Source organism: Alkalihalobacterium sp. APHAB7 (assembly GCF_048323755.1).
GTDB lineage: Bacteria > Bacillota > Bacilli > Bacillales > Bacillaceae_F > Alkalihalobacterium.
The window spans coordinates 261345-286988 of sequence record NZ_JBLWFS010000001.1 but is presented as its reverse complement, the minus strand read 5'-3'; the positions used below and the strand labels follow the sequence as shown (position 1 = coordinate 286988).

21 protein-coding genes and 1 pseudogene are annotated in these 25644 nt (G+C 34.2%); 4 read left to right on the top strand and 18 right to left on the bottom strand.

The window, feature by feature from the left end; genetic code table 11:
- Position 1: 1 nt before the first annotated feature.
- The 7 genes from ACNSTQ_RS01245 to ACNSTQ_RS01215 form a co-directional block, all read right to left on the bottom strand.
- Complete coding sequence (locus ACNSTQ_RS01245; RefSeq protein WP_418198032.1) at positions 2–2191, bottom strand: peptidase domain-containing ABC transporter; 2190 nt, start codon at positions 2189–2191, stop codon at positions 2–4.
- Positions 2192–2706: 515 nt separating this feature from the next.
- The gene (locus ACNSTQ_RS01240) at positions 2707–2892 is read right to left on the bottom strand and encodes a hypothetical protein (protein ID WP_418198031.1); all 186 of its coding nucleotides are present in this window, start codon (positions 2890–2892) and stop codon (positions 2707–2709) included.
- Positions 2893–2929: 37 nt separating this feature from the next.
- Positions 2930–3103, bottom strand: coding sequence for a class IIb bacteriocin, lactobin A/cerein 7B family (locus ACNSTQ_RS01235; protein WP_418198030.1), 174 nt, complete (start codon positions 3101–3103; stop codon positions 2930–2932).
- 146 nt (positions 3104–3249) lie between these two features.
- On the bottom strand, positions 3250–3894 hold the full coding sequence (locus ACNSTQ_RS01230) for a response regulator (protein WP_418198029.1): 645 nt from the start codon (positions 3892–3894) through the stop codon (positions 3250–3252).
- 10 nt (positions 3895–3904) lie between these two features.
- Positions 3905–5389 carry a sensor histidine kinase gene (locus tag ACNSTQ_RS01225; RefSeq protein WP_418198028.1) on the bottom strand — a complete coding sequence of 495 codons (1485 nt, stop codon included), beginning with the start codon at positions 5387–5389 and terminating at the stop codon, positions 3905–3907.
- 3 nt (positions 5390–5392) lie between these two features.
- Positions 5393–6385, bottom strand: a complete 993-nt coding sequence (locus ACNSTQ_RS01220) for an alpha/beta hydrolase (protein ID WP_418198027.1) — start codon at positions 6383–6385, stop codon at positions 5393–5395.
- Between the two features lie 306 nt (positions 6386–6691).
- The gene (locus ACNSTQ_RS01215) at positions 6692–6829 is read right to left on the bottom strand and encodes a hypothetical protein (RefSeq protein WP_418198026.1); all 138 of its coding nucleotides are present in this window, start codon (positions 6827–6829) and stop codon (positions 6692–6694) included.
- 169 nt (positions 6830–6998) lie between these two features.
- Here ACNSTQ_RS01215 and ACNSTQ_RS01210 point away from each other — a divergent pair, with 169 nt between their 5' ends.
- From ACNSTQ_RS01210 to ACNSTQ_RS01195, 4 genes and pseudogenes are all read left to right on the top strand, one after another.
- Positions 6999–7889: a helix-turn-helix domain-containing protein gene (locus ACNSTQ_RS01210; RefSeq protein ID WP_418198025.1), complete on the top strand. Its 891-nt coding sequence runs from the start codon at positions 6999–7001 to the stop codon at positions 7887–7889.
- 214 nt (positions 7890–8103) lie between these two features.
- Positions 8104–9207, top strand: coding sequence for a S8 family peptidase (locus ACNSTQ_RS01205; protein WP_418198024.1), 1104 nt, complete (start codon positions 8104–8106; stop codon positions 9205–9207).
- Positions 9208–9838: 631 nt separating this feature from the next.
- Positions 9839–10801 (top strand): IS3 family transposase, encoded by a 963-nt coding sequence (locus ACNSTQ_RS01200; protein WP_418198238.1) that lies wholly within the window; start codon positions 9839–9841, stop codon positions 10799–10801.
- A 217-nt stretch (positions 10802–11018) separates the two neighbouring features.
- Positions 11019–11111: pseudogene (locus ACNSTQ_RS01195) on the top strand (ATP-binding protein); the annotation flags it as partial.
- A 472-nt stretch (positions 11112–11583) separates the two neighbouring features.
- On the opposite strand, the gene cysC reads toward ACNSTQ_RS01195, so the two are convergent.
- The 11 genes from cysC to ACNSTQ_RS01140 all read right to left on the bottom strand — a co-directional run bounded on the left by cysC (position 11584) and on the right by ACNSTQ_RS01140 (position 25474).
- On the bottom strand, positions 11584–13410 hold the full coding sequence (gene cysC, locus ACNSTQ_RS01190) for an adenylyl-sulfate kinase (protein WP_418198023.1): 1827 nt from the start codon (positions 13408–13410) through the stop codon (positions 11584–11586).
- Between the two features lies 1 nt (position 13411).
- Entirely contained in the window at positions 13412–14311 is a 900-nt protein-coding gene (gene cysD / locus ACNSTQ_RS01185; RefSeq protein WP_418198022.1) for a sulfate adenylyltransferase subunit CysD, read from the bottom strand.
- A 274-nt stretch (positions 14312–14585) separates the two neighbouring features.
- Positions 14586–15572, bottom strand: coding sequence for a UDP-glucose 4-epimerase GalE (galE, locus tag ACNSTQ_RS01180; RefSeq protein ID WP_418198021.1), 987 nt, complete (start codon positions 15570–15572; stop codon positions 14586–14588).
- Positions 15573–15623: 51 nt separating this feature from the next.
- The gene (gene cysQ / locus ACNSTQ_RS01175; protein WP_418198020.1) at positions 15624–16436 is read right to left on the bottom strand and encodes a 3'(2'),5'-bisphosphate nucleotidase CysQ; all 813 of its coding nucleotides are present in this window, start codon (positions 16434–16436) and stop codon (positions 15624–15626) included.
- A gap of 45 nt (positions 16437–16481) precedes the next feature.
- Positions 16482–18254, bottom strand: a complete 1773-nt coding sequence (locus tag ACNSTQ_RS01170; protein WP_418198019.1) for an SLC13 family permease — start codon at positions 18252–18254, stop codon at positions 16482–16484.
- Between the two features lie 485 nt (positions 18255–18739).
- Positions 18740–19963, bottom strand: coding sequence for a hypothetical protein (locus tag ACNSTQ_RS01165; RefSeq protein WP_418198018.1), 1224 nt, complete (start codon positions 19961–19963; stop codon positions 18740–18742).
- A gap of 53 nt (positions 19964–20016) precedes the next feature.
- The gene (locus ACNSTQ_RS01160; RefSeq protein WP_418198017.1) at positions 20017–21147 is read right to left on the bottom strand and encodes a hypothetical protein; all 1131 of its coding nucleotides are present in this window, start codon (positions 21145–21147) and stop codon (positions 20017–20019) included.
- Positions 21144–21911, bottom strand: coding sequence for a glycosyltransferase (locus tag ACNSTQ_RS01155; protein WP_418198016.1), 768 nt, complete (start codon positions 21909–21911; stop codon positions 21144–21146). The genes ACNSTQ_RS01160 and ACNSTQ_RS01155 overlap by 4 nt, the downstream gene beginning before the upstream one ends.
- A gap of 101 nt (positions 21912–22012) precedes the next feature.
- Entirely contained in the window at positions 22013–23377 is a 1365-nt protein-coding gene (locus tag ACNSTQ_RS01150; protein ID WP_418198015.1) for a flippase, read from the bottom strand.
- A 401-nt stretch (positions 23378–23778) separates the two neighbouring features.
- Complete coding sequence (locus tag ACNSTQ_RS01145; protein WP_418198014.1) at positions 23779–24594, bottom strand: glycosyltransferase; 816 nt, start codon at positions 24592–24594, stop codon at positions 23779–23781.
- Between the two features lie 166 nt (positions 24595–24760).
- On the bottom strand, positions 24761–25474 hold the full coding sequence (locus ACNSTQ_RS01140) for a sugar transferase (protein ID WP_418198237.1): 714 nt from the start codon (positions 25472–25474) through the stop codon (positions 24761–24763).
- Positions 25475–25644: the final 170 nt, after the last annotated feature.

Genomic DNA, 25644 nt, shown 5'->3' with positions numbered 1-25644 from the left:
TTTATTGCATGACCAATTGATGAGTTTGTATCTCTGGTAATTGATTTTTCCAAAGCTGACTGTAACGGCCAGATTTACTCATCAATTCTTCATGTGTTCCCATTTCAATAATTTCACCATGCTCTATGACACAAATCTTGTCACACTTCATAATAGTACTAAGCCTATGGGCAATTATAATTGTCGTAATTCCTTTACAATATTCATCAATCGTTTCTGATATCGCTTTTTCGGTAATTGAATCTAAATTACTCGTAGCCTCATCTAAAATTAAGATATCTGGCTTCTTTAATATTGCCCTTGTAATTGATAAGCGTTGACGTTGTCCGCCTGATAAATTAGCGCCATTTTCTTCTAAAATCGTATTATAACGAAGAGGAAGTTGATTAATAAAATCATGCGCTTTGGTTATTTTGGCAGCTTCAATGATATCTGCCAATGTTGATCTCTGATCTAAACCTAAAGATAAATTCTCTTCGATTGTCCCACTAAAGAAAAAGTTATCTTGTGATACATACGCAATTCTTTCTCTCAATTTATGAAAATCAAGATCTTGAATATTGAAATCATTGATAAAGATTTCTCCTTTTTCTGGCTGGTAAAAATTTAATAGAAGCTTAGCTAAAGTTGTTTTCCCTGATCCACTTTCCCCAACAAAAGCAATTTTTTCACCATTTTTAATGGTTATATTAATATTTTTTAAAATTAATTCACGGGTACCGTAGCGGAAATCGAGATTTTTTATTTGAAGATCACCTGTTAAGTTTTCTGGCTCAATTTTTTTCCCTTTATGCTTGTCCGCTTCAGTTTCTAAATCCAAAATTTCTCCTAAACGTTCTGATGCTACAACAGCGGATTGGAGCATAGGCTGTAAATTAATTAAGTTTTGTAATGGTGTTAGAAAATATGCAAGCAAGGCATTATAGGCAATTAGTTGCCCAGCAGTCATATTGCCTTGTATAACTTGGTAAGAACCAACCCACAAGATGACAATTCCACCTGCTAGCTGTAAGTAATTTTTAAGTGCGGATTGAAAATTATCAATCATGCCATGTTTAAATATACTTCTTAATAACTTAATAAATTTTGTTTCGGTTTCTAGATTAGCTAGCCTTTCAGCATTATAGGCTTTGACTGTCTCGATACCGTTTAATGATTCTACTAAATAAGAGGTTAACTGCGCATTCTCTTCCATTTCTTTGCGATTAACTTTTTCGAACGGTTTCCGAAAAGCCCAAACTATAGCTAAATAAATTGGAACCAAAATAACGGTAATACCGAATAAAAACGCATTTTGCGTATAAAGTATAATTCCACCAATAATTACCATCAATGTATCTAATACAATTGTTAGAGTTGCTCCTGAAATGGCTTCACGAACTTTAGAAGCATCCAGCAGTCGAGAAATAATTTCCCCAACTTTTCTCGTTCCAAAAAAGTTCATTGGTAAAGATAATACGTGCTGGTAATACCCTAAAATTAGACTAACATCTAACTTTTGACTAATATGTAATAATAAATAAGACCGAAAAGCATCAAGGAGGACTTTAAAGGTGTAGAGAACAATGACGCCGACAGAGATCATATGTAATGTTTTTTCTAAATTAAAAACTAATATTTCATCAATTAACAACTGAAAATAAAATGCCCCAGCAATACCAAGAATGGTGTATAAAATAGAAGCCAAAATGATTTGCACAAATAACCATTTTTGCGGTTTTAAGAGATGAAAGAACCTTGAAAAGAGCCCTTTTGTTTCATTGCCCTTTTCGAACTTTTGCGTCGGCACCATAAGAATAAGCACTCCCGTCCAAATTTGAAAAAATTCTTCAGGAGTGCATTTAACAATACCTCTAGCAGGATCAGCAATAATTACTTGTTTCTTCGTTATTTTATGGACCACGACGTAATGGAGTAATTTTTCATCAATGACAACATGGGCTATTGCAGGCAAAGGAAATTCTGAGAAAAATGCCTCCGCATCACCTTTTACACCTTTGGCCGTAAAACCTAATTGTTCTGCCGCTGTAACAATTCCTAGCGCATTGGTACCTTGTTTATCTGTACCTGCAAATTCCCTGATTTTTGATATGGGTATTTTTAAGCCATATTGTTTGGCAATTGTCGCTAAACAAGCCGCACCGCAATCTTTTTCGTCGTGTTGTTTGATGCAATGGTAATAATTACGCATATATTATCCTCGTTTTGTTTTAATTTCTTAAAAAAATGGCAGGTAATTCCATTAGATTTGTAACTTGTATACGTCTATGACTCACTAAATAATTTAGTTTTTTTCCTATTAACGGTTTGTTATATGAGAATAAGTTCCACCGAGTACATACCCCAAAAAATACGCTAAAATAGTAAAGAGAATTAGGGAGTAAAAAATAAAGTCACTATACTTTATTTCTATAGGGATTATATTATTAACTTTTTGATATAGATAATTAAACATATATACCTCCTAATTAGTACTCTAAATTTTATCTAAGCTTCCGTATTCCTATCTAATCCACCTAAAACGTAAAACCAAAACTCTTTTCCTTTAATAATGGTCAGCTCTTAACCTAGTAACCATTTAAATCGTTTTTAAATAGTCAACGTACTAAATGGTTACTAGATCATTAACCTTGAGCCTATATTTGAATAAAAAATTTATACTTACAATAAGAAATCGGTTATTAAATTAATTGCTTTTCCTAACGATTATCTATAATCTAAATCTTTATCTTTTTTACCATTGTAAAACCCTAGTGCAACGCCTCCACCAATAAGAGCAGTCGCCCCTGCACCTACCAATACTTTTTTAGCTGCAGCACCTGCTAGAATTGGGATAAAGATAGCTCCACCATTAGTCTTCGTTAACTCAGTATTGTTCATTTCTTTAAACATAGTATTCCTCCTAATTTTTTTAGGTTAAATATAAGAATTATTTAGTATTCTGATAATGGCTATATGCTTGACCTCCTGCATAACCTACTGCGTAAGCACCGCCTGTTGCAACTGCAACTTTTTTCCATGTAACTGCAATACCGAATATTACTAGCGGTGCAGCTCCTCCATTAGTTTCAGATAACTCACTATGGTTCATTTCTTTAAACATCTGTTCTCACCTCCCTCTACCTTAATAATAATAAGTAGAACAAAAATTATCTCCGACTACTTCCGGCGTCATCCCGACAATCTTTGGCGGATTTAATGAAACAGATATTTATCTAATAAATTTTGCATTTTGAAGCTGGTACTTATTTATTTCATAACCTCTGGTATTAATCCAAGCGTACGCCCTTTTACAATTACCTCTCCTCTCGAACTCACATGTAACTTTTTAAATATTCCTGTTAAATACCTCTCTACACTTCTCCTACTCATAAAAATGGCTTCAGCTATTTGCTCGTTTGTTAATCCTTCAGCAACCTTTAATAGAATCTCCTCTTCTTTTTGATTTAACCTTATTTCTTTTCCATTCTCCATACTTACTTTATTTTCTATTCGTCGTAAATAATACAATAATTCAAGAGGAATAACTGCTTGGTTATCAACAACACCTCTTATTGTACGAATAAGTTGCTGTTTCGAACTCGCTTTACTTATAAAACCTGAAGCACCGGCTTCAACTAAATAGTTATAATGGCTGGATAATTCATGGCCGGTAAAGATTATCACTTTTGCTTCATGGTGAAGACATAGTATTTTTTTGGTTAGTTCTATACCACTGATTTCAGGCATATGTAAATCTAGCAAATAAACATCATATTTTTTTTCTCTTATTAAATCCACAATATCTACACTCGATCCAAAAAAATCAACACTAAAACCAGCTTCACTCTCTAATATTGTTTTTGTGCCTTCTCCTACGATTGAATGGTCGTCTACCACAAGAATATTAAGCATCCTGTCACCTCTAACATTGCAAAGTTTGTTTGAGTGGAATATCTACTTGAACATTCAACCCTTTTTCAGGTTCTGACATAAATTTCACATTTCCTCCCACGCCATGGACTCGCGCAGTCATCCCTATTATCCCTATCTTTTTTTGATCTTTATTAATTGAGCTAAGATCGGCACCTACTCCATTATCTTGATAGAATAATTCCAAATCCTTATCATTAATTTTAATTAAAATAGTTACTTCGTCTGCATTTGCATGTTTATTGGCGTTATTCAATAGTTCTTGAACGATACGATATATCACTAATTTATAATCATTATTTAAAAAAGAATTGGGACTCCCCTCAACTTTTATAGTAAGTTTACTATTAGAACGTAATTTGAATTTTTCTTCTAAATCGGTTAACACATGCAGGAGATCCATTTTTCCCAAAAATGGTGGTGCTAATTCTTGGCATGTGTCTCTCATACTAAACATAATATCTAAAATTTCCTCTTCCAATTCTGTTACTCTATTACCCAACTCAGATTGATTCTCTACAGACATTTGCTTCATTTCCTCAATTTTTCTTTTTAGGATAATGATGTCTTGAAGGACAGAGTCATGAATATCACTCGCTAATTTCATTCTTTCCCTTTCCGCCCAGTTAAATATTAATTGACTTAGGAATGTAAAATTTGTAGGCGTTCGTTTTGTTGATTGTAGGCTCTCTAATTCTTTTATTAAATCTTCTACCTCAACCATTTTGTTTATATCATTTTTTAACACATGATTTAGAAGAGTGGACCCTGAATTTATTTCTGGCGTTCGAAGTGCATATTGCTGACGCTGCACTTGAAGTTTTAACCCCATAAAGCCGAAGCTTATTAGACCTATAAAAAAAACAATAGCCGCAAATAATACAATCCAATAATTATATCTCCAAACATCATCAATATTCAGAATTCTCAAAATGTAGTTAGTAAATAATCCAAAGGTTATGGCTGGGATAAAGGCTAGATTAACTAAAAGCCGTTGACGTTTTTTGGATGGATGCTGTTCCTGAATAAACGCATATACCAGTAACACAACGCCACATAGAATATATGGTATTACCCACAAACTAGCGATGGCATAGGGAACTACTAAATTTGGGTATATAGGAAAGAAAATACCCATTGCTAAGATTGGTAAAATAAGGATTACTTTTAAATATTTTTTCCTTTTATTAATTAAAAGTTCAGAATACACAATGGAAAAGACAAGGAACGCAAATGGGGTAACATAATGGGAAACAAATGACAACATATGTTCAAGGAATAATAGAGTTCCGTCCATATATTGCCTGTTAATAACTTCTGCCATACGTGGTCTTATATTTTCTTCAATAACAACCGACAGGCCTCCCGCACCACCAGCAAAAGCTGTTACACTAGCCCAACGTGTAGACTCCCTATTCGGATCAAATATTATTAATACTAAACCTACTCCCCACAGGAGACTAAATAAAAACAACATGGTTTATTCACTTCCATTGGCAATAGAGTCTTCTATGAAGTTCATTGTATCTTTAGCAATTTTCTTACGATTAAATAGTATTCCTGCATGTCCAGAAGGGTAAAGAAGGCGTCGTGGTTTCCCCCAAGCAAGCCACAGATTGTTTGCGTCTTGTTCTGTGACATACTGATCATATTTTCCACTAATCAGTAATATATTATCTTTTGGCACCAATGGTTTTGCTTCATCTGCGCGAAGTATAGACCAATACTCCTGTAATTGCTCATATGTAAAATTATTCTTCTTCAAATCTTCCTTAATGTGCTTCCCTATTGGTGTATGCCAAATCTCATAAGAAAGATTATTTGCGTACATAACTGAAACAAGCACATCAATTTCTTTTTCGTATAAACTTACTAGGTTGGAAATATACCCACCTAAACTGATACCAATGAGGATTACTTTTCCACCTTTATTTTCTTTTAACCATTGAATTAGCGCCCTTATCTCTACAACTGCTTGTCTGATAGCAGTTATGGTTCTGCACACGTTTGCACTAATCATGTATTCACCACTATACAGACTGTTAGATGCCCGATCAAAATGATAGGGAAGGGTCGGAAAATAGACATTAAATTCTTTTTTTTGCATTTGTTTTAAGAAAATGGACTTAAATTTATTCAAACTGTCTGAACGCCAGCCATGGACAATAATGACATGAACAGGTTCTTCATCATTATGGCTTAAATAGCACATTCCTTTTGCCATATTATTAACCTTATCTTCAGAATGAATAGGACTATTATAGCTATAGGAAGCCAATAGATAGTTCTTTTGATCGGTAAGTTCAAACAAAACATCAGGGATTGTATCTAATTGATAAAAGGAGGACCGATTTGGAGTTATTGTAAAAGGTTGTAAACTGCCATCATTACAGAACTGTGTTTGTAGACTTTTTTTACGATGTAAGGAATGCAGCCCAACTATATCAAACAACATACTTAACCATTTATTCATGAATAAACTCCTCGTAGCATAATCAATGCAGAAAATTCTTATATTAATATTATACTATCTAGACTATCCTAACTAATTTATATGTAAATTTCCACATATATTGTCAAAATAGTGTATTTTTACAACGAAATAGAAAAAAAGAATTAGGACAAAAAACCTAATATTGAAACTTAAAAGGACATTTTAGTAGGTCGCTATTAGGAAGTAAGTATTGAAGATAAATTGAAAAAGAAGCACAAGAGTGTCCTTGTGCTTCTTTTTCTAAATCATAAATCCCATTTTCAAAGTACCATTACCCCCAAACCATCAATCCGAATGCACATACCCTGGTTTGCCAGTTGGAGTAATCTCATCGTGAGCCATGACTCCTGTAAAAGAAGTGAAAAAGATCCCCACTACCACGGCTGTTAAAACTAAAGTCTTTTTTGCTTTCTTCTTCATCATCCTACATTCCTCCTAACATTTTTTTAACTCTATTATGCCATGTCTATTAAAAGTGCGCCTTACCTGAATTTTATCAATTTTTAGATAATATAAGCCAGAGTCTTGTTTTTATATTATAATAACGATACTTATATTAACATATTAATATTTTGATCAATGGAGGGATCTTATGTCTTATTCCATCGGACAGCGTATCAAGGATTTAAGAGAGTACTTTAACATAACGCAAAAAGAACTTTGTGACAGAATATGCAGCCAAGGATTAATCAGTCGCATTGAAAAAGACGAAGTTTCTCCAACCGCACTTATTTTAGAGCAAATTGCCAAACGATTATCGGTCGATATGAACTACTTCTTTGATGAAATTCACAACTACGGCAACAACTATATTGAACTGACCAAAAGCACGATTGATAAGAAAATTAGAGAGTGCAACTATGAAGAAGTGCTACAAATCATTACAACAGAAAAGAAAAGCCCTCTATTTAAAAGCGATCAATTAAAGCAATACATGTTATGGCGAGAAGCCATTTGTGTCTTTCACGTTAAACATGATGAAAAACGAGCACTCGAGTTACTAGAAGCCGCACTCAATATAGGAACCGCGTCCCCAAAGATCATATCAGAATATGAACTGCATATCTATCAATCAAAAGCCATTATCTATAGCATGACAAATAAACTAGATGAAGCCGCCCAAATTTACAAAAAACTCGTCCAAAAAATCAATAGTCATACGCACATAAAACATAAACGATTAATGATCAATATTTATTACAACGCGGGAATGAATGCCTATGATCGACAGGATTATGAGGAAGCAATCAAACTCGTCGATTACGCCCTAACCTTATGCATTGGTGAGGATTACTTATACTTGCTTGGGCAACTGTTCTTTTTATACGGAATTGCATTATTTGATCATGACCTTAAAAATAAAGATGAAAGCTTGAAGTACCTGGATAAAGCGATATTTATTTTCACATTAAAAAACAATCAAGCGAATATCGAAAGTGTCCAGGAAGAAAAAATTCGAGTGGCGAACACGAAGGTAAACTGACCGGACACTCCCTATTTATGAGTAAATATGTAAAATACTGTGAAAATCTATGAATATATTAATTTATATCTAAAAAATACCGAACACCATCTGTGTACTCTCTCTTTTTCATCACATTTTGTATTCTATTAATCTCTCAACCTCTTTGCGTAAATCTAGCTTTCAGGTTGTAATGAAGACGTAGCGCTACAAAAAAATTTTAGGGAGGGTATTTATGAGAAATTTAAGATGGTTAGGTTTTATTGCAGTTTTTGCCCTCTTGTTTACGCTGATCTTTCCACATGTCGGTTCATTGGCAAATGAGCGTGGAGGCGTTGAGAGGCACGAGTACTTAATTGGGTTTGAGAAAAATGCGAATGCGAATGTCGTCAAACAAGCAGGTGGCGAAGTTTTACATGAATTTCAATACATGCCGGTTCTACACGTCAAGCTGCCAGAAAAAGCAGTAAAAGCTCTAGAGAAAAACCCAAACATTGCTTATATTGAAAAAGATGAAGAAGTTAAAATAGCTCAAACTACCCCTTGGGGAATTAGTCATATCCAAGCTCCAACAGTTCACTCTTGGGGAAATCGCGGGAATGGTGTAAAAGTAGCTGTACTTGACACAGGAATTGCGACACACGAAGATTTACGAATTTCTGGCGGTGCCAGCTTCATTAGTTCTGAGCCCTCGTACCAGGATTATAACGGTCACGGTACACATGTTGCTGGAACAATTGCTGCATTGAATAATAGCTATGGGGTTATTGGTGTAGCTCCTTCTGCAAACATTTATGCGGTAAAAGTACTCGATCGAAACGGGAGCGGTGCGCTAAGTAGCATCATCCAAGGCATCGAGTGGTCGGTTAGTCAAAACATGGATATTGTTAACATGAGTCTAGGAACGTCCTCGGGATCGACTTCATTAAGACAAGCTGTCGATAATGCGTATAATCGTGGTTTACTTCTGATTGCTGCGGCAGGTAATACAGGAACTTCAGGTATCATGTTCCCAGCTGCTTACAATTCAGTTATGGCCGTTGGAGCCGTCGATTCAAACAACAACCGAGCATCTTTTTCAACATATGGAAGCCAAATGGAAATCGTAGCGCCAGGTGTGTCAGTTTTAAGTACATACACGTCCAATCGCTATGTTTCACTTAACGGAACGTCAATGGCAACGCCTCACGTAGCAGGTGTAGCTGCACTCGTAAAAGCTCAATACCCTTGGGCCTCTAACGGACAAATCCGCCAACGCCTAAGAGATACAGCCACTCCACTAGGAAATTCTTCTTTCTATGGAAGTGGACTAGTGAATGCGGTAAGAGCTGCGTATTAATGGGAATACTGAAAAGAGAAAGCCGAGGGGCTTTCTCTTTCTCATTGATTAGAGTCCAATTTCACGTACAGTATCTTGTAACCATCTTCTGGAATTTCCTCAGCTAAGTATGGAAAAAGCACCGTCAACCAAAATATATGCTTCTCCATACCTCGCCTTTATCTTATCCAATAAATTTAGGACAGCCACTGTGCTGATTCTCCGTGAAACAAGATTTTTTTGGGTGTTACAGAGACGGATTTTAAGATGTGGATAACTATACATTCATACCACTAACCTCTTCGCCCCCTGTGTGTAACTCGTAAAAGGTGGATAACCCTCTGTATAAATAGAAGGTTATCCACCTTTTTGGTGAAAATATGTTTTTCTAGTGTGTCTGGGTTTTTATTTCATCCACAATCGCTTACCCAGGGCCTGATTTGAACCTTGTTCACGTTTTTGGGGACATTAAACTTCGTCCTGGAACCACAACAAGGTTGCATTACCTTGAGAGATATTGCACAGGACTTAGATATTCCGCTTAGTTGCCTGCATCAGTTGATGACTGAATATCGCGAGTTTGACAATGAGCCTTTAGTAGCTGAAGATCGTATCCTTCAGTTAGACAACAGCTGCGTAATCAAGAGCGCCAATTGAAAGAAAAGGATCACGAGCTCGCAGCTACAAAAGAAGAATTAGCTATTGTAAAAAAGGCGGTGCACATCTTCAGCAGACCACGGCCATGAGGTTTGAGTTCATTGAGAAGCATCGCTCCGAATTCTCGGTGATGAAGATGTGTAAAGTGCTAGAAGTATCTCGGAGCGGCTTTTTCAAGTGGCTAAACCATGAAGTGAGTGCGCAAGAACAACGTAAACTAAAGGTTCAAGAGCGTATTAAATTTCATTTTTACGATACTAACGAGCGTTACGGTAGTCCTAAAATTCATCAACAGTTATTAAAAGAAAACTACATTATTAGTGAGCGTTCGGTGAGTAAATATATGAATGAGCTTGAATTGCGGTCTTGCGTTTCAACGAAATTCAGGATATCTACAACAAATTCTAACCATACGAATCCAATCGCTCCTAAAATATTAAACCAGGAATTTAATGTACTTACTCCTAACAGCGCTTGGGTAACTGATATCACTTACATTCCTTGTCGTGAAGGCAAGTTATATTTAGCCACTGTATTAGATCTTTGTACTCGTGAAATTGTAGGCTGGAGTCTCAAAAGTCACATGGCAAATGAGCTCGTCTTGGAAGCGTTAGATAATGCATATGAGCCTAAAAAGCCAGAACAGGGATTAATTCACCATTCAGATCGTGGAACACAATATACGTCTAATGACTATCGCCAAAGACTTGAAAGCTATGGTATGGAGGCGAGCATGAGCCGCACTGGAAACTGTTATGACAACGCTTGTGCAGCATCGTTTTTTAGTATTTTGAAGAAAGAGCTCATAAGAGGTGGTCGATTTCAAACCAAGAAACAAGCTTATGACGAGATCTATCAGTATATAGAATTTTTCTACAATAGAAAAAGGATTCACGGGTCTATTGGGTATGTGTCACCCGTTCAATACGCAAAACAATTTACCAACGAATCAGCTTGATCTGTCGCCACTATGTTAGGCAGTTAGGTTCCTTCTTCACCTAACCACCAATTAGATGATAGAGTAGTTGGGTCAAGCGGTTTGGGCTTGATGCATCCACGGCATCATCTATGCTTTTTAAAAGTGAAGAAGGCCAACTGTTCTCATAATATGGAAAAACTAAAATCCGTTACTTAGGTGTCCACTTTCTTGACATAGGTCCACTAGATTAACTGCAACATTGGTAGATCGCTTAACCCATCACGCTCACGTTTTAATGTTTAATGGCGGAGGTTATAGACTTTCCAACGCATTGTCAAAATCACGCTGACAGGTTAATAACTGGGTGGCAAAACTCTGCAAAATTCATTGCATTTTTCTGCGCTTTCTTCATGCAAAATACAGGTGAATATAGTATAATTCACATCACTTGAAAATGGAATATTAAGTAAGTTTTTAGTTGGCGTAATATGGCAACATCTTTAAGTATACCACTGTGGATTGCAATAATTGGTTGGATCAGATACTACTAATGTTTATTACTAATCTAGTATTTTAAGCATAATCTATCTTATTTACAATTGTTTATTTTAATAATCTTACGTATCCATTATCTTAATTGCTGTAATTTCCTTTAAAGATATCATACTTCCCGGTCTTTTTTATTTCAGTGGTAATAAATCCACAAAAAAGAAAGCCCAGCCTCTGAGGATAGAGGCCAGGCTTTGGTTCGTTACGTTATTGGAAGAATGATCTTTTAAAATACTCTTTTTACAATTTTTGAATGCAGAAGATACACAAACTTAATCTAAATATTTCATAATTTGTTTTACAACGTAATCTGTTGCATCTTCTAACGAATAATTACTTGTATCAATTTCGGTTTCTGGATTTTCTGGTGTTTCATATGGGCTTGAAATACCAGTAAAGTTTGGAATTTCACCAGCACGTGCTTTCTTGTATAAGCCTTTCACATCACGCCTTTCACATTCTTCAAGCGGCGTGCTAACAAAGATTTCAATATATTCTTCGCCAATGATTTCTCTTGCGTTCTTACGATCACTTTCGAATGGTGAAATAAATGATGTTAATGTAATAACTCCCGCATCATTCATAAGTTTTGCCACTTCAGCGATACGGCGAATGTTTTCGACACGGTCGCTTTCTTTAAAGCCTAAGTTTTTATTTAATCCATGTCGTACATTGTCACCATCGAGTAGCATCGTATGATGTCCAAGTGATACTAAACGTTTTTCCACTTCATTGGCAAGTGTTGATTTTCCTGATCCTGAGAGACCAGTAAACCATAATGTTAGTGGCTTTTGTCCCTTTTGTTGAGCACGAATTTCTCTTGTGATATCTGTATCCTGCCATACTACGTTCGTTGATCTACGAAGAGCATGATCAATAACACCACAAGCAGACGTCATATTGGTTACACGGTCGACTAATATTAAGCCGCCTAGCGCCTCATTATTTTCAAACGTGTCAAATACCATATTCTCAGATAAAGAAATATCACATTCTACTAATTCATTTTTAAATACTTGATCCACTGGGACTTGGTTTCCTGTATTAATATCAATTTTATGCTTAATTGACATTACGGTACCAGGAAGAATTTTCGTTCCTACTTTTACTAGATAGTTTCTACCTGGAACAAGCTTCGTATCATCCATCCAGAGAATAGTTGCGGTAAACATATCTGTAACTTGGATATGGTCTGCTATTGTTAATACACATCCTCGAGAAACGTCCACTTCGCGATCTAATTGAATCGTAACAGGTTGTCCAACATTAGCCGTTTTCGCTTCCTTATCAGCAACTAATATGCTTTTCACTTTGGCTTTCTCATAACTAGGTAAAGTCGTAATCTCATCGCCGACTGAAATAGTCCCAGCTTCTATTTGTCCTTGGAAACCACGGAACGTATGATTTGGTCGACTAACTCTTTGAACAGGCATAACGAAGGCATTTTGTTCATTTTCCTTACGAACATCAACTGTTTCTAAATAAGGTAATAATGGTAATCCATCATACCATAGAGTGTTAACTGATTCTTTGGTAATGTTATCTCCTTCAGTCGCCGAAACAGGAATTACTTGAATGCTCTCTAAATTAAATCCATAAGTCATTTGCATGAAGTCATCTTTAATTTCTTCAAAGCGCTTTTGATCAAAGCCAATTAAATCCATTTTATTAACGGCTAAAACAAGGTGTTTAATTCCCATTAATGAACAAATTCGAGCATGACGTTTCGTTTGGGTAATTACTCCTTTTGTTGCATCAACAAGAATGATGGCAAGGTCAGCAAATGACGCACCGACTGCCATGTTCCGTGTATATTCTTCATGACCAGGAGTATCGGCAACGATAAAGGAACGATTATCTGTTGTAAAATAGCGATACGCTACATCAATCGTAATTCCTTGCTCTCTTTCAGCCATTAATCCATCAAGTAATAGAGAGTAGTCAATTTCGCCACCACGGCTTCCTACCTTACTATCAAGCTCTAAAGCTTGCTCTTGGTCCGTAAATAATAGTTTTGCGTCATAAAGCATATGTCCAATTAATGTTGATTTTCCGTCATCTACACTTCCACACGTAATAAATTTTAAAAGACTTTTCATTTTAGAAATACCCCTCTCGCTTACGTCTTTCCATACTACCAGCAGCTTCTTGGTCAATCACTCGACTTGTTCTTTCAGATGAGGTCGCTCCAAGTGTTTCTTCGATAATTTCATCTAAAGTAGTTGCTTCAGATTCAACACCACCAGTAAGAGGGTAACAGCCTAATGTACGGAACCGAACTTTCTTCATTTCTATTACTTCATTAGGTTCTAGTTTTAAACGGTCATCATCAACCATCACGATGTTTCCATCACGGTAAACGACTGGTCTTTCTTTCGCAAAATATAAAGGTACAATTTCGATATTTTCTCTTTTAATGTATTGCCAGATATCTTTTTCTGTCCAGTTGGAAAGTGGGAAGACACGCATACTTTCCCCTTTGTTAATTCTTGTGTTATAAAGTTTCCACATTTCAGGTTTTTGATTTTTTGGATCCCAGGCGTGATTTTTATTACGGAAAGAGAAAATACGTTCTTTCGCACGAGATTTTTCCTCGTCGCGTCTTCCACCACCAAATGCAGCAGTAAAGCCATACTTGTCTAAACCTTGCTTTAGTGTTTGAGTCTTCATGATATCTGTATAGGCTGAACCGTGATCAAATGGATTAATTCCTTGTTCGACAGCTTCATGATTGATTTCTTCAATCATCTCTATACCTAGCTCTTTTGCTTTACGATCCCGAAAATCAATCATTTCTTTAAATTTCCAAGTCGTATTAACGTGCATAAAAGGAAAGGGTGGTTTTTCTGGATAAAATGCTTTCATGGCTAAATGTAGCATGACTGAGCTGTCTTTCCCTATTGAATAGAGCATAACTGGATTTTCACATTCTGCTGCTACTTCACGAATAATATAAATGGCTTCAGCCTCAAGTTGATCGAGGTGAGTGAGTTCTTTCATTGATGTGTGCCTCCTTAATTACTAAGTTCTTTTAGAAACCTACTATTTTAAAATTTTGTTTAAATTTCTTTAGTTTAGAATAAAGATCAGTTTTAAAAGCTATTATAAAAAACTAGAAAACTAGTACTTTATCATTATGCCAAAAAGAGGACTTTTCAACAATAACAACTTATTGGAATCGAGCAAATTAATATTTAAACCTAATTCATAAAAATAAAAACGTACAATTTTAATATTGCGAAATATGGATAAATAAATTGCTCTTACTAAATGTCTACCTGTTATAACCAGTGGGATTATGCTTATGCCAATACCAAGCATGTTGGACTATTTGATCCAGCTGGGGGTAGACTGGACTCCATCCTAATTCAGATCTTGCCCTCTCTGAAGAAGCTATTAATACAGCTGGATCCCCTGTTCTTCGCGGTGAGGAAATAGCTTTTATTTCAACTCCTGTTACGGCACGGCACGTCTCGATGACTTGTTTTACTGAAAAACCATTCCCATTCCCTAAGTTATAAATACCACTCTCTTCTTTCTTCTCCAGTCGTTGCAAAGCTAGATAATGTGCTTGTGCAAGGTCTAACACATGAATGTAGTCTCGCACGCATGTCCCATCATCGGTAGGATAATCATCACCAAAGATACTAACATGCTCTCTTTGACCTAATGCCGCCTGTAGGACAATTGGGATAAGATGTGATTCTGGATTGTGATCTTCTCCAATTCGACCTTCTGGGTCAGCGCCAGCAGCATTAAAATAGCGAAGCGAGATGGACTTCAATCCGTATGCTTGGTCTGCCCATTTTAGCATCTTTTCAATAGCTAGCTTCGTTTCACCATACGGGTTTGTTGGCAGTGTCGGTAGTTCCTCAGTAATTGGAATAGACGTTGGTTCACCGTACGTCGCAGCCGTTGATGAAAATACAAGTTTCTTTACCCCATGCTCGACCATTTTATTGACAAGTTGGTACGTAGCTAAAACATTATTTTCGTAATACTTTAATGGATTTTTTACACTTTCACCAACTAGTGAATCAGCAGCAAAATGAATTACAGATGAAACTTTATGACTAGTAAATATTTTATCTAAAAGACCCCTATCTGAAAGATGGCCTTCATAAAAAGTTCCATGGATGACGGCGTCTCTATGACCAGTTTGTAAACTATCTAGTACAATGACATCTTCTTTTTTCTCTTTTAAGTAAAGCAGTGTATGACTCCCTATATACCCTGCTCCTCCTGTTACAAGGATTGCCATATTATATCCCTCTCCCTATATACTCTCTTGCGATTTCAATCTATTAGAAGCTTATAATTTCCTATGTTGAACAATGAACCACGGATTTAATAAATCTTCTTTGTTATAAGAAAGAGGTTCACTATTATCTACTTTAACTACAGTTCCCCCTGATTGCTCGACGATAGCTTGTCCAGCAGCAGTATCCCATTCCATCGTTGGAGCAAAACGAGGATAAACATCCGCTTTTCCTTCAGCAACTAGACATAATTTTAGTGAGCTCCCAGCTGAGGTCATATCCACTTCTCCATACTTTTCGCGTAATCTATCAACATATTCCTCAGTTTCTTTTGATAAGTGAGATCGACTTGCTACTACTGAAATATAGTCTCTTTTTTCAGAAACAGGTAATTTTAGACCTTGAATAATCTCTTCTTCAGTACTAAAAGTTCGATCCGAAACATTATCAAGCTTGTACGAACCAACTCCCTTTTTAGCTATATAAGCGATATCTAAAACAGGAGCATAAATTACACCAAGAACAGGTATACCATTTTCGATTAATGCAATATTGACTGTAAATTCACCATTGCGTTTAATAAATTCTTTTGTTCCATCTAACGGGTCAACTACCCATGCATACGTCCAATCTTGTCGCTTAGCATAAGATTGATGTTTTCCTTCTTCACTTAATACGGGGATTTTTGGAAATTGTTTATATAATTGAGATTCAATCACTTGATGTGACTTTCTGTCAGCTATGGTTAATGGTGATTCGTCAGCTTTCTGTTCTATCTCAAATTCTGTATTGTATACGTCAATTATTTCTTTTCCTGCTTCAATTGCAATATTTAATACTTGACTTAGATCAATTTTCTCTATCATAAACAAGCCCACCTTTAATGAATTTATATCGTTTCGGAAAAAAATTTATATCCAAATTAAATAAGTAATGGTAATGGTTCCTATCATCATGAGTATATTTAAAGGTAAACCGACTTTCATATAATCTTTAAAGCGGTATCCCCCTGGTCCATAGACAATCAAGTTTGTTTGGTATCCGATCGGAGTTAAAAAACTAGAAGAAGCTGCAATAGCAATTAAAACGGCAAAGGCAACTGGATTAGCTCCTACTTGATACGCAACCTCCATACCAATTGGGAACATAATCACGGCTGCTGCGTTATTGGTCACCATTTCAGTAAACACAGTTGTAAGAAAATAGACAGCAAATAAAATACCAATAATTCCAATAGGTGCGACAATGCTGACTAATGAATTTGCAATCGTTGATGCTAATCCTGTTTTCTGCATGGCAAAACCTATTCCAAATGCACTTGCAATGACGAGTAAGACATCAAAATGAATACTTTGTTTTGCTTCTTGAGGTGAAAGAATTTTTGTTAATATCAGAATAATTACACCAAAAGCTGCTGCTACAAACATAGTTATTACTTCAAAAACGACCAAGATTAACATTGCTATTAAGGTAAGTGAAGGAAGCCAGCTTTTCCAGCCAGAAGGCAGCTGAAAAGGATCGTCTACAGATGTAGCTAAGTAAAAATCATTGGTTTCAGAAATCCTACCGTTAAAATCAGAACCGGCTAATAATAACAAAGTATCACCCGGCTTTAATATGATGTCACCAATTTTACTATGGATTCGCTCCTGGTTACGATGAACAGCTATAACAGCGGCATCAAAACGACTTCGAAAATAGCTATCCTTAATTCTTTTTTTTAGTAATGAAGATTGATGGGAAACAACGACTTCAACTAATTTAGTAGCACCATTTTTTAACGTATCAAGGCCAAGTTCAGAACCAGTCTCTAAATGTAGTCCTTTAATTTTCTCTAATTCAGCAATTGTAGAGATTAACCCCGTAAATATAAGTCGGTCTCCTTCTTTAATCTTCATTGAAGACTTGACAGGAGAGAGTTTTTCTTTCTCTCGGATCACTTCAAATAAATAAAGACCTTTTAACTGACGCAAATTTGCTTCTTTTATCGTTTTATGAATTAACGGGCAATGTTCTCCAACAGACATTTCAACTAAGTATTCTTTAGTTTGCTGTTTTTGAAAAGTAGGTGCTTTTCGATCCGGTAACAACTTATAACCAATTGTCCCTAAATAAATGAGCCCAATAAAAGCTACTGGAACACCCACAATAGCTAATTGAAAAAAAGAAAAACCTCCTAGTCCTTCTTCTAACATTAATCCATGGACAACTAAATTGGTTGATGTGCCGATTAAGGTCATCGTACCACCTAAAATAGTAGCAAAGGATAATGGCATTAAGAATTTAGAAGGAGATAACTTTTGTTGCTCACACCAGGAACGAATGATTGGTGTAAAAGTTGCCACGATCGGTGTATTATTCAAAAAACCCGATAATAAAGCAGAAGGGAAAACCAATTTAAGAAGGGCAACTCTTGGTCGTTGCCCTTCTTTAAGAATATTTTTTATTAAACGTTCAAAAACACCACTTCGTTGAATGGCACTAGCTATGATGAACAACAAAGCAATGGTTAGCATACCTTCATTAGAGAAGCCCTTCAATGCTTCATCGACAGTTAAAATTCCTGTAATAATAAAACTAAATAAAGCGGTGAACACAATAATATCTGGTCTTGTAACTTCCCTAATCAATGCTACTAGCATGGCAATAACCACACCTAGAACAAACCACATCTCCCATGTCATATTTTAGCCCATTCCTTTTTTATCTTTGTTAAATACCTCGAATTCACACTTCTGCTATTTCAGGGCGTGTGAATTCAGCTTAAATGAACATGTTTCTCTTTACCTGTGGACATGTTTTGGCTGTCCTCATGTTTCTACACTTTTACAGAAGAGCGAATACTTTAATTGATAAATTCTTCCCGATATCCCTTAATTAGCCTGAAGATAACTTTTTCTTGAACATTCTCTATTTGATAGGAACCTGTACCATGTCCTCCTACATAAGCCTCATCCAAAACCGGGCATATATCACCCCTAAGACGGGTACACCATCTTTTATTAGTCAATGTTAACGATAAGTCACCATTTCTCTAAATAACACTTTTGTACCATCTAATATATTGACATCCCTAGCATGGTCCCAATCATTTCTCTCAACATAATATTGATGTTTTTCTTTCTACACTAAGGTTCAGAATATTGAAATTATACTTAACTTATCTAGGCTACAATCCACAATTTCTTGAGAATGTCCCCCCGTTTGAATTGCTGCTACTAACCCTGGCGCTTCCATAATTATTAAGATTTTTTTCTCTCCCTGATAAAAATGCTAGTATTAAAATTAACATTGCTGCATCTCCGTATCTTGTTAAAAGTAGTAACAGGAATAAATACTTGTACTTAGACTTGATAAAGAGAGAAATTATAAATAAAAGACCAATAATTCCATATTGAAAATAGAAGAAAGGGATTACACCACTTGAATTAACAAATGCAAATCCATCGGAGATATTGGCACGACCATCCAAGAGAAGGTTATCAAATGTCACACGGTAATTGGCCCTAATTCCTGAACCTATTACTTGTTCTATAAAGTCCCTTTCTAGTATGTTTATTATATTAGTGTACTTAAGTGAAGATGAAGGATCTGCATTTATCCCTTCGTCTGAAAAAGAAATTCTAGTGCTAATAGTGTTCTCATAAACAAATGCACCTATAGGTACACTTACCATAAAAATTAATCCAAAAATGAAAGCTTTATTGACATTTTTTCTACTATAAATCAAATTCCCTAATATTCCCAACGCGAACAAATAGCCCACTAGTGAAGCCGAAAGAATACATATGATGATAGAAATAATTGAGATTACAGTTCTCCTTTGACTTGATACTAAGCAGTATAAGAACACCCAAAGAACTATTACTGTATTTGATAACATTCCAGGCTCAGTATACATGGCTGAACCCCTTTGATTGCCTAGTAAATTATGACTTCCTAACCTTACTTCTTGGTTAAAAAGACCTGGAACGTTATAGAAAAGGGAAATAAAGGTAGCCACCATTAAAAACACAAGCACACTTAACCCTATTCTCTCAATAAACTTCGAGTCATAACTAAACTGAATTTTAGCTAAAAATACTCCCAAGAATGCCATGGCAATAAGCTGTAGACCTTTAATCCCTTCCATTACAATAGTCATATTATTTGAGCTTCCATATATAATTTCCGATAAGAGTCCAATAAAAATCACAACAACAGAAAACAAACCAATCTGTACAGAAAGTTTTGGAATTCTTCCATATGAAATAATTAAATGTATACCCATGAATACTATTAATAAGCTTAAAAACATCCTTAGTTCATAAGGTTCCAACCAGTAAGTAACAATATATAGCAAGAAAACTGTGAGGAAGAATTTCCTATATATACTAGATACGTTTAATAACATAAAATTCCCCATCCTAAACTGGTTTACACTGAAGATTAACAAATTCATTCTCTTTAAATTAATTTACGTAGTTGGTTCAGTAACTGGTCTTTCAAACCATTAGGAACAATATTCCAAAATCCTATTCTACGAGAATAAAAATGCCCTGTTGAAATCGTTCGCTTTAAAATTAGTTTTAAAGTATTTAACAATTTAAATATGCTTTTTTGGTTATATTTTTCTTCAAAGCCAAGTATTAATAAGACTTCTTCAATATTGTTGGGCAAAATGTTTACGAAATTCACTTGATAACTTAAGTCCTTAATTAGTTCTATTTTAAACCCGAAATCATTGAGTACGTAATTTATAAATTTATAATGTTTATTTAGTAGTTCTTCATCAAAATGTCTTCGTTCAAATTCTAAACCTGCATTATAAAAGAAATCAGTTGGCATTTCTAATATTTTTTTGGAAATCCTCCTAGTCAAAGCACGACTTAATCCTAAGCCATTTATCTCCCTGATAATAGTTTCATGTTCTAAGGATGGGCTAGAATAGGTTATGGTGTTCTCTATATTCAATGACGGCTTTTTATTGATTAGATTATTTTCTAGGAGGAATTTTTCAAAATGATCAATTGTATTACCTGAACAAAAGATAAACTTAATTTCAAACCCTAATTTTTTAGCGGTATTTAGCTTTTTTTTATATTCATCAGCTTTATTGATAATGTTATCAAAGAAAGTATCATATTTCTCACTGTATAAAGCATTACCACCAGTAATAAGTTCTGAATATAAAGACCTAAACATTTTCTCTGGCCTTTTAACTGTATAAACTAAAACTTTTTTTTCATATTTTGGAAGCATATCTAATAAATCAATTAGATTTTGTTCAAAAACTTTATGTGACATAAATGGATGAGAAATATTCTCTATAGATAATAAAGTAGTCATATGAGAATAAATACCCTCAGTCTCAAGTTTTCTTATAAGAGTTTTAGATCTAATGGAGGCCATTCTCAATAAGTTATCATGGCCTGAACAAGCACCATCACGTGGTGATCCTTTAATAAAGGTTATACCAGTATTAGGGAAAAGCAACCCTACTTTTTTAAGATTTTCATAATTTTTAAAATAACAAGTTTGAAGTGCTGTTGTTCCAGTTTTATGGAAACCAGCGTGTAAAATTAAGTTTTTATTCACTTTTTCCCCTCCAAATATCCTAATCTCTTCACATGAATTACTGATGGACTTAAAATTGTATTATCAAAAAAGTGTCTTAAAGGAATATCCTTTTTGAATTTTATAGTTTCGAAATATTCTATATCTTCATACCAAAATTCATTATTTTTAAAAATTAAAGGTTCGAAACCATGATGCCGTCCATATATATCTCTGATATTTAAACGTATTCTTTCAGGTTTTCTTTTTAGTTTTTGATTTATTACTGAAATAAACTTTGGTATAAGCATATAATGTGCATCAAATTTCATGAGATAATCACATTCACTAAGGCTAAATGCATATGTGTAAAAGCGTGCTAAAGATCCTTCTGGATTTTTTTGTACACAGTTGCTATAACCTTCCCCTGCTCTACATGTTTTTATAGGATAGTCATAAACACTAATTTTCAAGTTTTTATTCAAAGCTTTAATGTTAGAGGAAAACTTTTCTACAATTTCAATTGTTTCATCTGTCGAGCCGTTGTCAATAACTACAATCTCATTACATAAATCAGCTATCGAACACAAACTTAAATATAAGTAATCTGCTCCATTCTTCACTCGAATAATTGCACCCAATGAGGGTCTTTTTTCTTTCTCTCTTTCCCAATATTGTTTTTTTCTTATTACTGCATTATCAAATGTATCCCTAAATAACTCGGTATCTAAGTCTTTAATATTAAATTTAATATCAGTTATATTATTAAAGCTTTTAAACACCCATTTTTTAATAGTATTTTTCATTAAATACACCTCGTAACAAAAAGTATTAGTGTATATTTATACTTTTTTATCTTTATAATTTATTATAACAATCAATAATTTCCGCAATAAATGGAATATACCTAAACATCTGTTCTATATATTACTCTCTTTCTAAAGATAGTTGGGTTAATACTTAGTTTTCGGATCACTACTAAAGTCATAAAAATATTCCAATAAATTACAGTTACTGTAGTAGCAAGGGCCGCACCTGATATACCCCACTTCGGAATAAGCAATAAATTAAGTAAAAAATTTATTATTAGTGCACTAGTAACAATCTTAGCAGAGATAGATTGATTTCCTGTCATATTTAAAATAGATCCAACTGATCCACAAAGAGCATTGATAATATTGCCAACCAGTAATATTAACAATGGTAGATAGGCAATTGTAAATACTTCTCCAAAAAACGAAAGTAGCCATTTTCCTAAGATAACTAATACAATGGAAATTAGGCTTGTTACACCAAAAATACCCCACGATGCCAATGTAACTATTCGTTGTAGATCTTTAATTCTTCCAGAATAATAAAGCTCAGAGATCATTGGGGCCACCATCATGTTTACAGCTATCAAACCAAATGTGACCAATGTAGAAATTCGCTGAGCAGAAGAATAAATGCCAGCATCAGTTGTATTAATTAAAGAACCTAGCATTATCACGTCCATATTTTCCATTAATACTTGCATTCCAGAAATAAAAAGTAATGGAATAGAAACTTTCAGCCATTCTTTAGTTTTAAAAGTTGGATTTTCAAAAGCAATTTCTGTGAACAGATTTCTACGAAAAAACCAAATACTAATTCCTAAAGCAACTATGACAGCAACCAGATTAATGCCCATCACTTGTGAAGCAGTTATGTTATCTTTAGAGAAAACATAAGCCACTCCTACTATTACCATCAGAATTAAAGGACGTATTATTAACATAGGTACTTGTGCTGATAGAACTTTTTTTAAACTACGTAAACGAGCCCTATATAGCTGTAGTAACGACAATGGTGGTATAAGTAATGCTGCTATATAAAACACTTTATTTAAAGAAGAACTAAAATAAACTGAATTAAAACTAATAAAAAATACCATAATAATAGACACTATAGATGAAGAAAGTATCACAAATTTTAAGCTTTGTATTAAAAAACCCTTAATCCCTTTCCAATTTTTCTCAACTTCGTATTTTGGTATGTACCGAAGTGTTGCTGTATCATACCCCAATTTGCCGATCAATACTAAAATATTTAACCAAGTAAGTACATAAACATAATCACCAAAATTTTGAACTCCTAGTATTCTTGCTAGGAAAATTTGCAAAATAAATGCTAGGCCTGTACCTACTACCTGAACGAAAAGGGATTTACTTGCTCCTCTTAATAATAGGGTCTCTATACCTTTTCCCTCCAGTAACTTTGTGTAAGCCCTCTTTAAATTCTTTTGATCTGGCATTATTTATATCCTTCCAAAAGTTTTATAGTAGGTAATTTATTCACCATATTAATTATTTTTTATACAAATTTCTTCACGTAAAATTGAGATAGGTAGACAATAATCTTTTACAATACGTATGTTTATTTAGATAGGTTTAATATTTTGTACTTTTAGAAGAGTAACTTTTAGTACCCCCAAAACATTTACTGATGGAAATAATATATTATTATATATAAACTTTGCAAATAATATATAAGAGAGTATTAGAATTCTTCAGTTTTTCAAAAAAATGCATATCTATCTAGTTTGACTTTTAAAAATAAGATATTAAAAATATTACTTGCATCTATGTTTATATCAAACAAGATAGGAAACTAATTTAGTAAAGGTTGTCCACCCTAATTTGCAGCTTTTTCAAACTAACTTCTAAGAAGTTTATTATAAAAGATTTTTCTAAATTTATTCCCTAAAACTCTTACACTGCTTCTAACTAGTAAATTAGTTATAAAATAAAAAAAATTATAATATCCTTGTTTATAAAAAATTGTCAACGCTCTTAATTCTTGCCTTAAATAGTTTATGCCACCACGTCTTTGAAACATATTATCATTACTTCTAAAATACAATAAATTTTCTTGAATATTATGGCCTTGGTAACCTCTTGAAAGTAATTTTAAAAATATATAATAATCTTCGAACCAGAGTAAATGTTCATAGTTCCCAATTTCTAAAACTGCTTGTTTTTTAAAAACAATTGAAGGGTGTAAAAAAGGGCATCTTCGTTTTGAAAACTTTATAATGTCATTATTACTTTCAGGGAAAATACGCCTAGAAACCACATTTTTAATGGTTTTGTCAAAGTCAAGTACATTCGTACCTACAATAGTTATATGAGGATTACTCTTCATAAAATCAATTTGCTTGCGAAACCTTTCACAATGAGCAATGTCATCTGAATCCATTCGAGCAATAATATCATTTGAACAGGCTTTTACACCTTCTCTTAATGCTAAACCTAGACCAACGTTTTTTTTAAGAACAACAAATTTAAAAATACTTTGATACTGCTCTGAATATTCATTTAGAGTATTTTCTAATTCTATTGTTAGCTCACCATCTTTTACAATAACAATTTCGTTCGGCATCAAAGTTTGCCCAATAATACTATCTATTGCTTCTTTCAAGTATTCTGGTTTCTCATTCTTGTATAAAGACATTAAAACAGAAAATTCCATTTGATTCTTTACATACCCTTCTTTAATAGATTTCTAAAAAAGCCCTCATTTTTGTTAAACTGTAGCATCCATAAGTTACAGTTTAAAAAACGATTATTCAATAATAGTTGCAAATTTTATATTAAACAAAATTTATTATAATTTCTTTTTATAGATATCAAAACTCTTAGTAGGCTCCTCTTTTCAAGAAAACTATCAAAAATGTTTTAAATATTATTTTTATATCAAAAAGTAAGGATTGTTTATACACGTATTCAAGTTCTAAATTTACTCTTTGCGGATAACCAATATTACTTCTCCCACTAACTTGCCAATAACCGGTTACCCCTGGCTTTACTGATAAGAATAAGTCTGCTTTATTACCATATTCATTAAGTTCTGCTTCAACTACAGGTCTAGGACCTACTAAACTCATATCACCTTTTAGAACATTTATAAATTGGGGTAATTCATCTAAACTAGTTTTTCTAAGAAAGGCACCTAACTTTGTAATTCTTGGATCCTCTTCAGGTTCAAGCTTATAATTATTTTCTATATATTTTTCGTATAGTATTCTATCGCTTTTTAAACGTTCTTCTGCGTCAATTGCCATTGAACGAAACTTATATATTTGAAACATTTCGCCATTTTTACCAACTCTAAGTTGTTTAAAAAAAATTGAGCCTTTTCTTTTTTCGAATAAATAAAAGATCGATATCAGAAAAAACAATGGACTAAAAATAACAATTGCCATAAGAGACCCCGCTATATCCAATGACCTCTTACTAAATGGGTATAATAACATGTTACTTCTGCTTTTTATTCTCTTTACAGAAAGATCTGTAGTAGCAGCTACTTCTTTTTCTGCATTTCTTTTTGCTTCATAATCAATTTGTTCCATTTCTTTTTCACCACCTACTAACTGTTTCTTCATGATTTGTTGCACTAACGGTAACAAATCATGCTTTAATGAAGAACCCTTTAAAACATACTCACCAGTATTTAATCGTTCAGTTATTAGTAATTAGGTTTGGTGCTTTCTATGGGCTATCCCCTAACTACTAATTGCTT

Bases quoted from the DNA above. Each gene is read 5' to 3' on its own strand.
- ACNSTQ_RS01150 (WP_418198015.1), bottom strand. From the start codon at position 23,377: ATGCCAGATCAAAAGAATTTAAAGAGGGCTTACACAAAGTTACTGGAG.
- ACNSTQ_RS01220 (WP_418198027.1), bottom strand. From the start codon at position 6,385: ATGAATAAATGGTTAAGTATGTTGTTTGATATAGTTGGGCTGCATTCC.
- ACNSTQ_RS01210 (WP_418198025.1), top strand. From the start codon at position 6,999: ATGTCTTATTCCATCGGACAGCGTATCAAGGATTTAAGAGAGTACTTT.
- ACNSTQ_RS01245 (WP_418198032.1), bottom strand. From the start codon at position 2,191: ATGCGTAATTATTACCATTGCATCAAACAACACGACGAAAAAGATTGC.
- cysQ (WP_418198020.1), bottom strand. From the start codon at position 16,436: ATGATAGAGAAAATTGATCTAAGTCAAGTATTAAATATTGCAATTGAA.
- ACNSTQ_RS01145 (WP_418198014.1), bottom strand. From the start codon at position 24,594: ATGGAATTTTCTGTTTTAATGTCTTTATACAAGAATGAGAAACCAGAA.
- galE (WP_418198021.1), bottom strand. From the start codon at position 15,572: ATGGCAATCCTTGTAACAGGAGGAGCAGGGTATATAGGGAGTCATACA.
- cysC (WP_418198023.1), bottom strand. From the start codon at position 13,410: ATGAAAAGTCTTTTAAAATTTATTACGTGTGGAAGTGTAGATGACGGA.
- cysD (WP_418198022.1), bottom strand. From the start codon at position 14,311: ATGAAAGAACTCACTCACCTCGATCAACTTGAGGCTGAAGCCATTTAT.
- ACNSTQ_RS01225 (WP_418198028.1), bottom strand. From the start codon at position 5,389: ATGTTGTTTTTATTTAGTCTCCTGTGGGGAGTAGGTTTAGTATTAATA.
- ACNSTQ_RS01140 (WP_418198237.1), bottom strand. From the start codon at position 25,474: ATGGAACAAATTGATTATGAAGCAAAAAGAAATGCAGAAAAAGAAGTA.
- ACNSTQ_RS01215 (WP_418198026.1), bottom strand. From the start codon at position 6,829: ATGATGAAGAAGAAAGCAAAAAAGACTTTAGTTTTAACAGCCGTGGTA.
- ACNSTQ_RS01155 (WP_418198016.1), bottom strand. From the start codon at position 21,911: ATGAAAAATACTATTAAAAAATGGGTGTTTAAAAGCTTTAATAATATA.
- ACNSTQ_RS01240 (WP_418198031.1), bottom strand. From the start codon at position 2,892: ATGTTTAAAGAAATGAACAATACTGAGTTAACGAAGACTAATGGTGGA.
- ACNSTQ_RS01230 (WP_418198029.1), bottom strand. From the start codon at position 3,894: ATGCTTAATATTCTTGTGGTAGACGACCATTCAATCGTAGGAGAAGGC.
- ACNSTQ_RS01170 (WP_418198019.1), bottom strand. From the start codon at position 18,254: ATGACATGGGAGATGTGGTTTGTTCTAGGTGTGGTTATTGCCATGCTA.
- ACNSTQ_RS01235 (WP_418198030.1), bottom strand. From the start codon at position 3,103: ATGTTTAAAGAAATGAACCATAGTGAGTTATCTGAAACTAATGGAGGA.
- ACNSTQ_RS01205 (WP_418198024.1), top strand. From the start codon at position 8,104: ATGAGAAATTTAAGATGGTTAGGTTTTATTGCAGTTTTTGCCCTCTTG.
- ACNSTQ_RS01165 (WP_418198018.1), bottom strand. From the start codon at position 19,963: ATGTTATTAAACGTATCTAGTATATATAGGAAATTCTTCCTCACAGTT.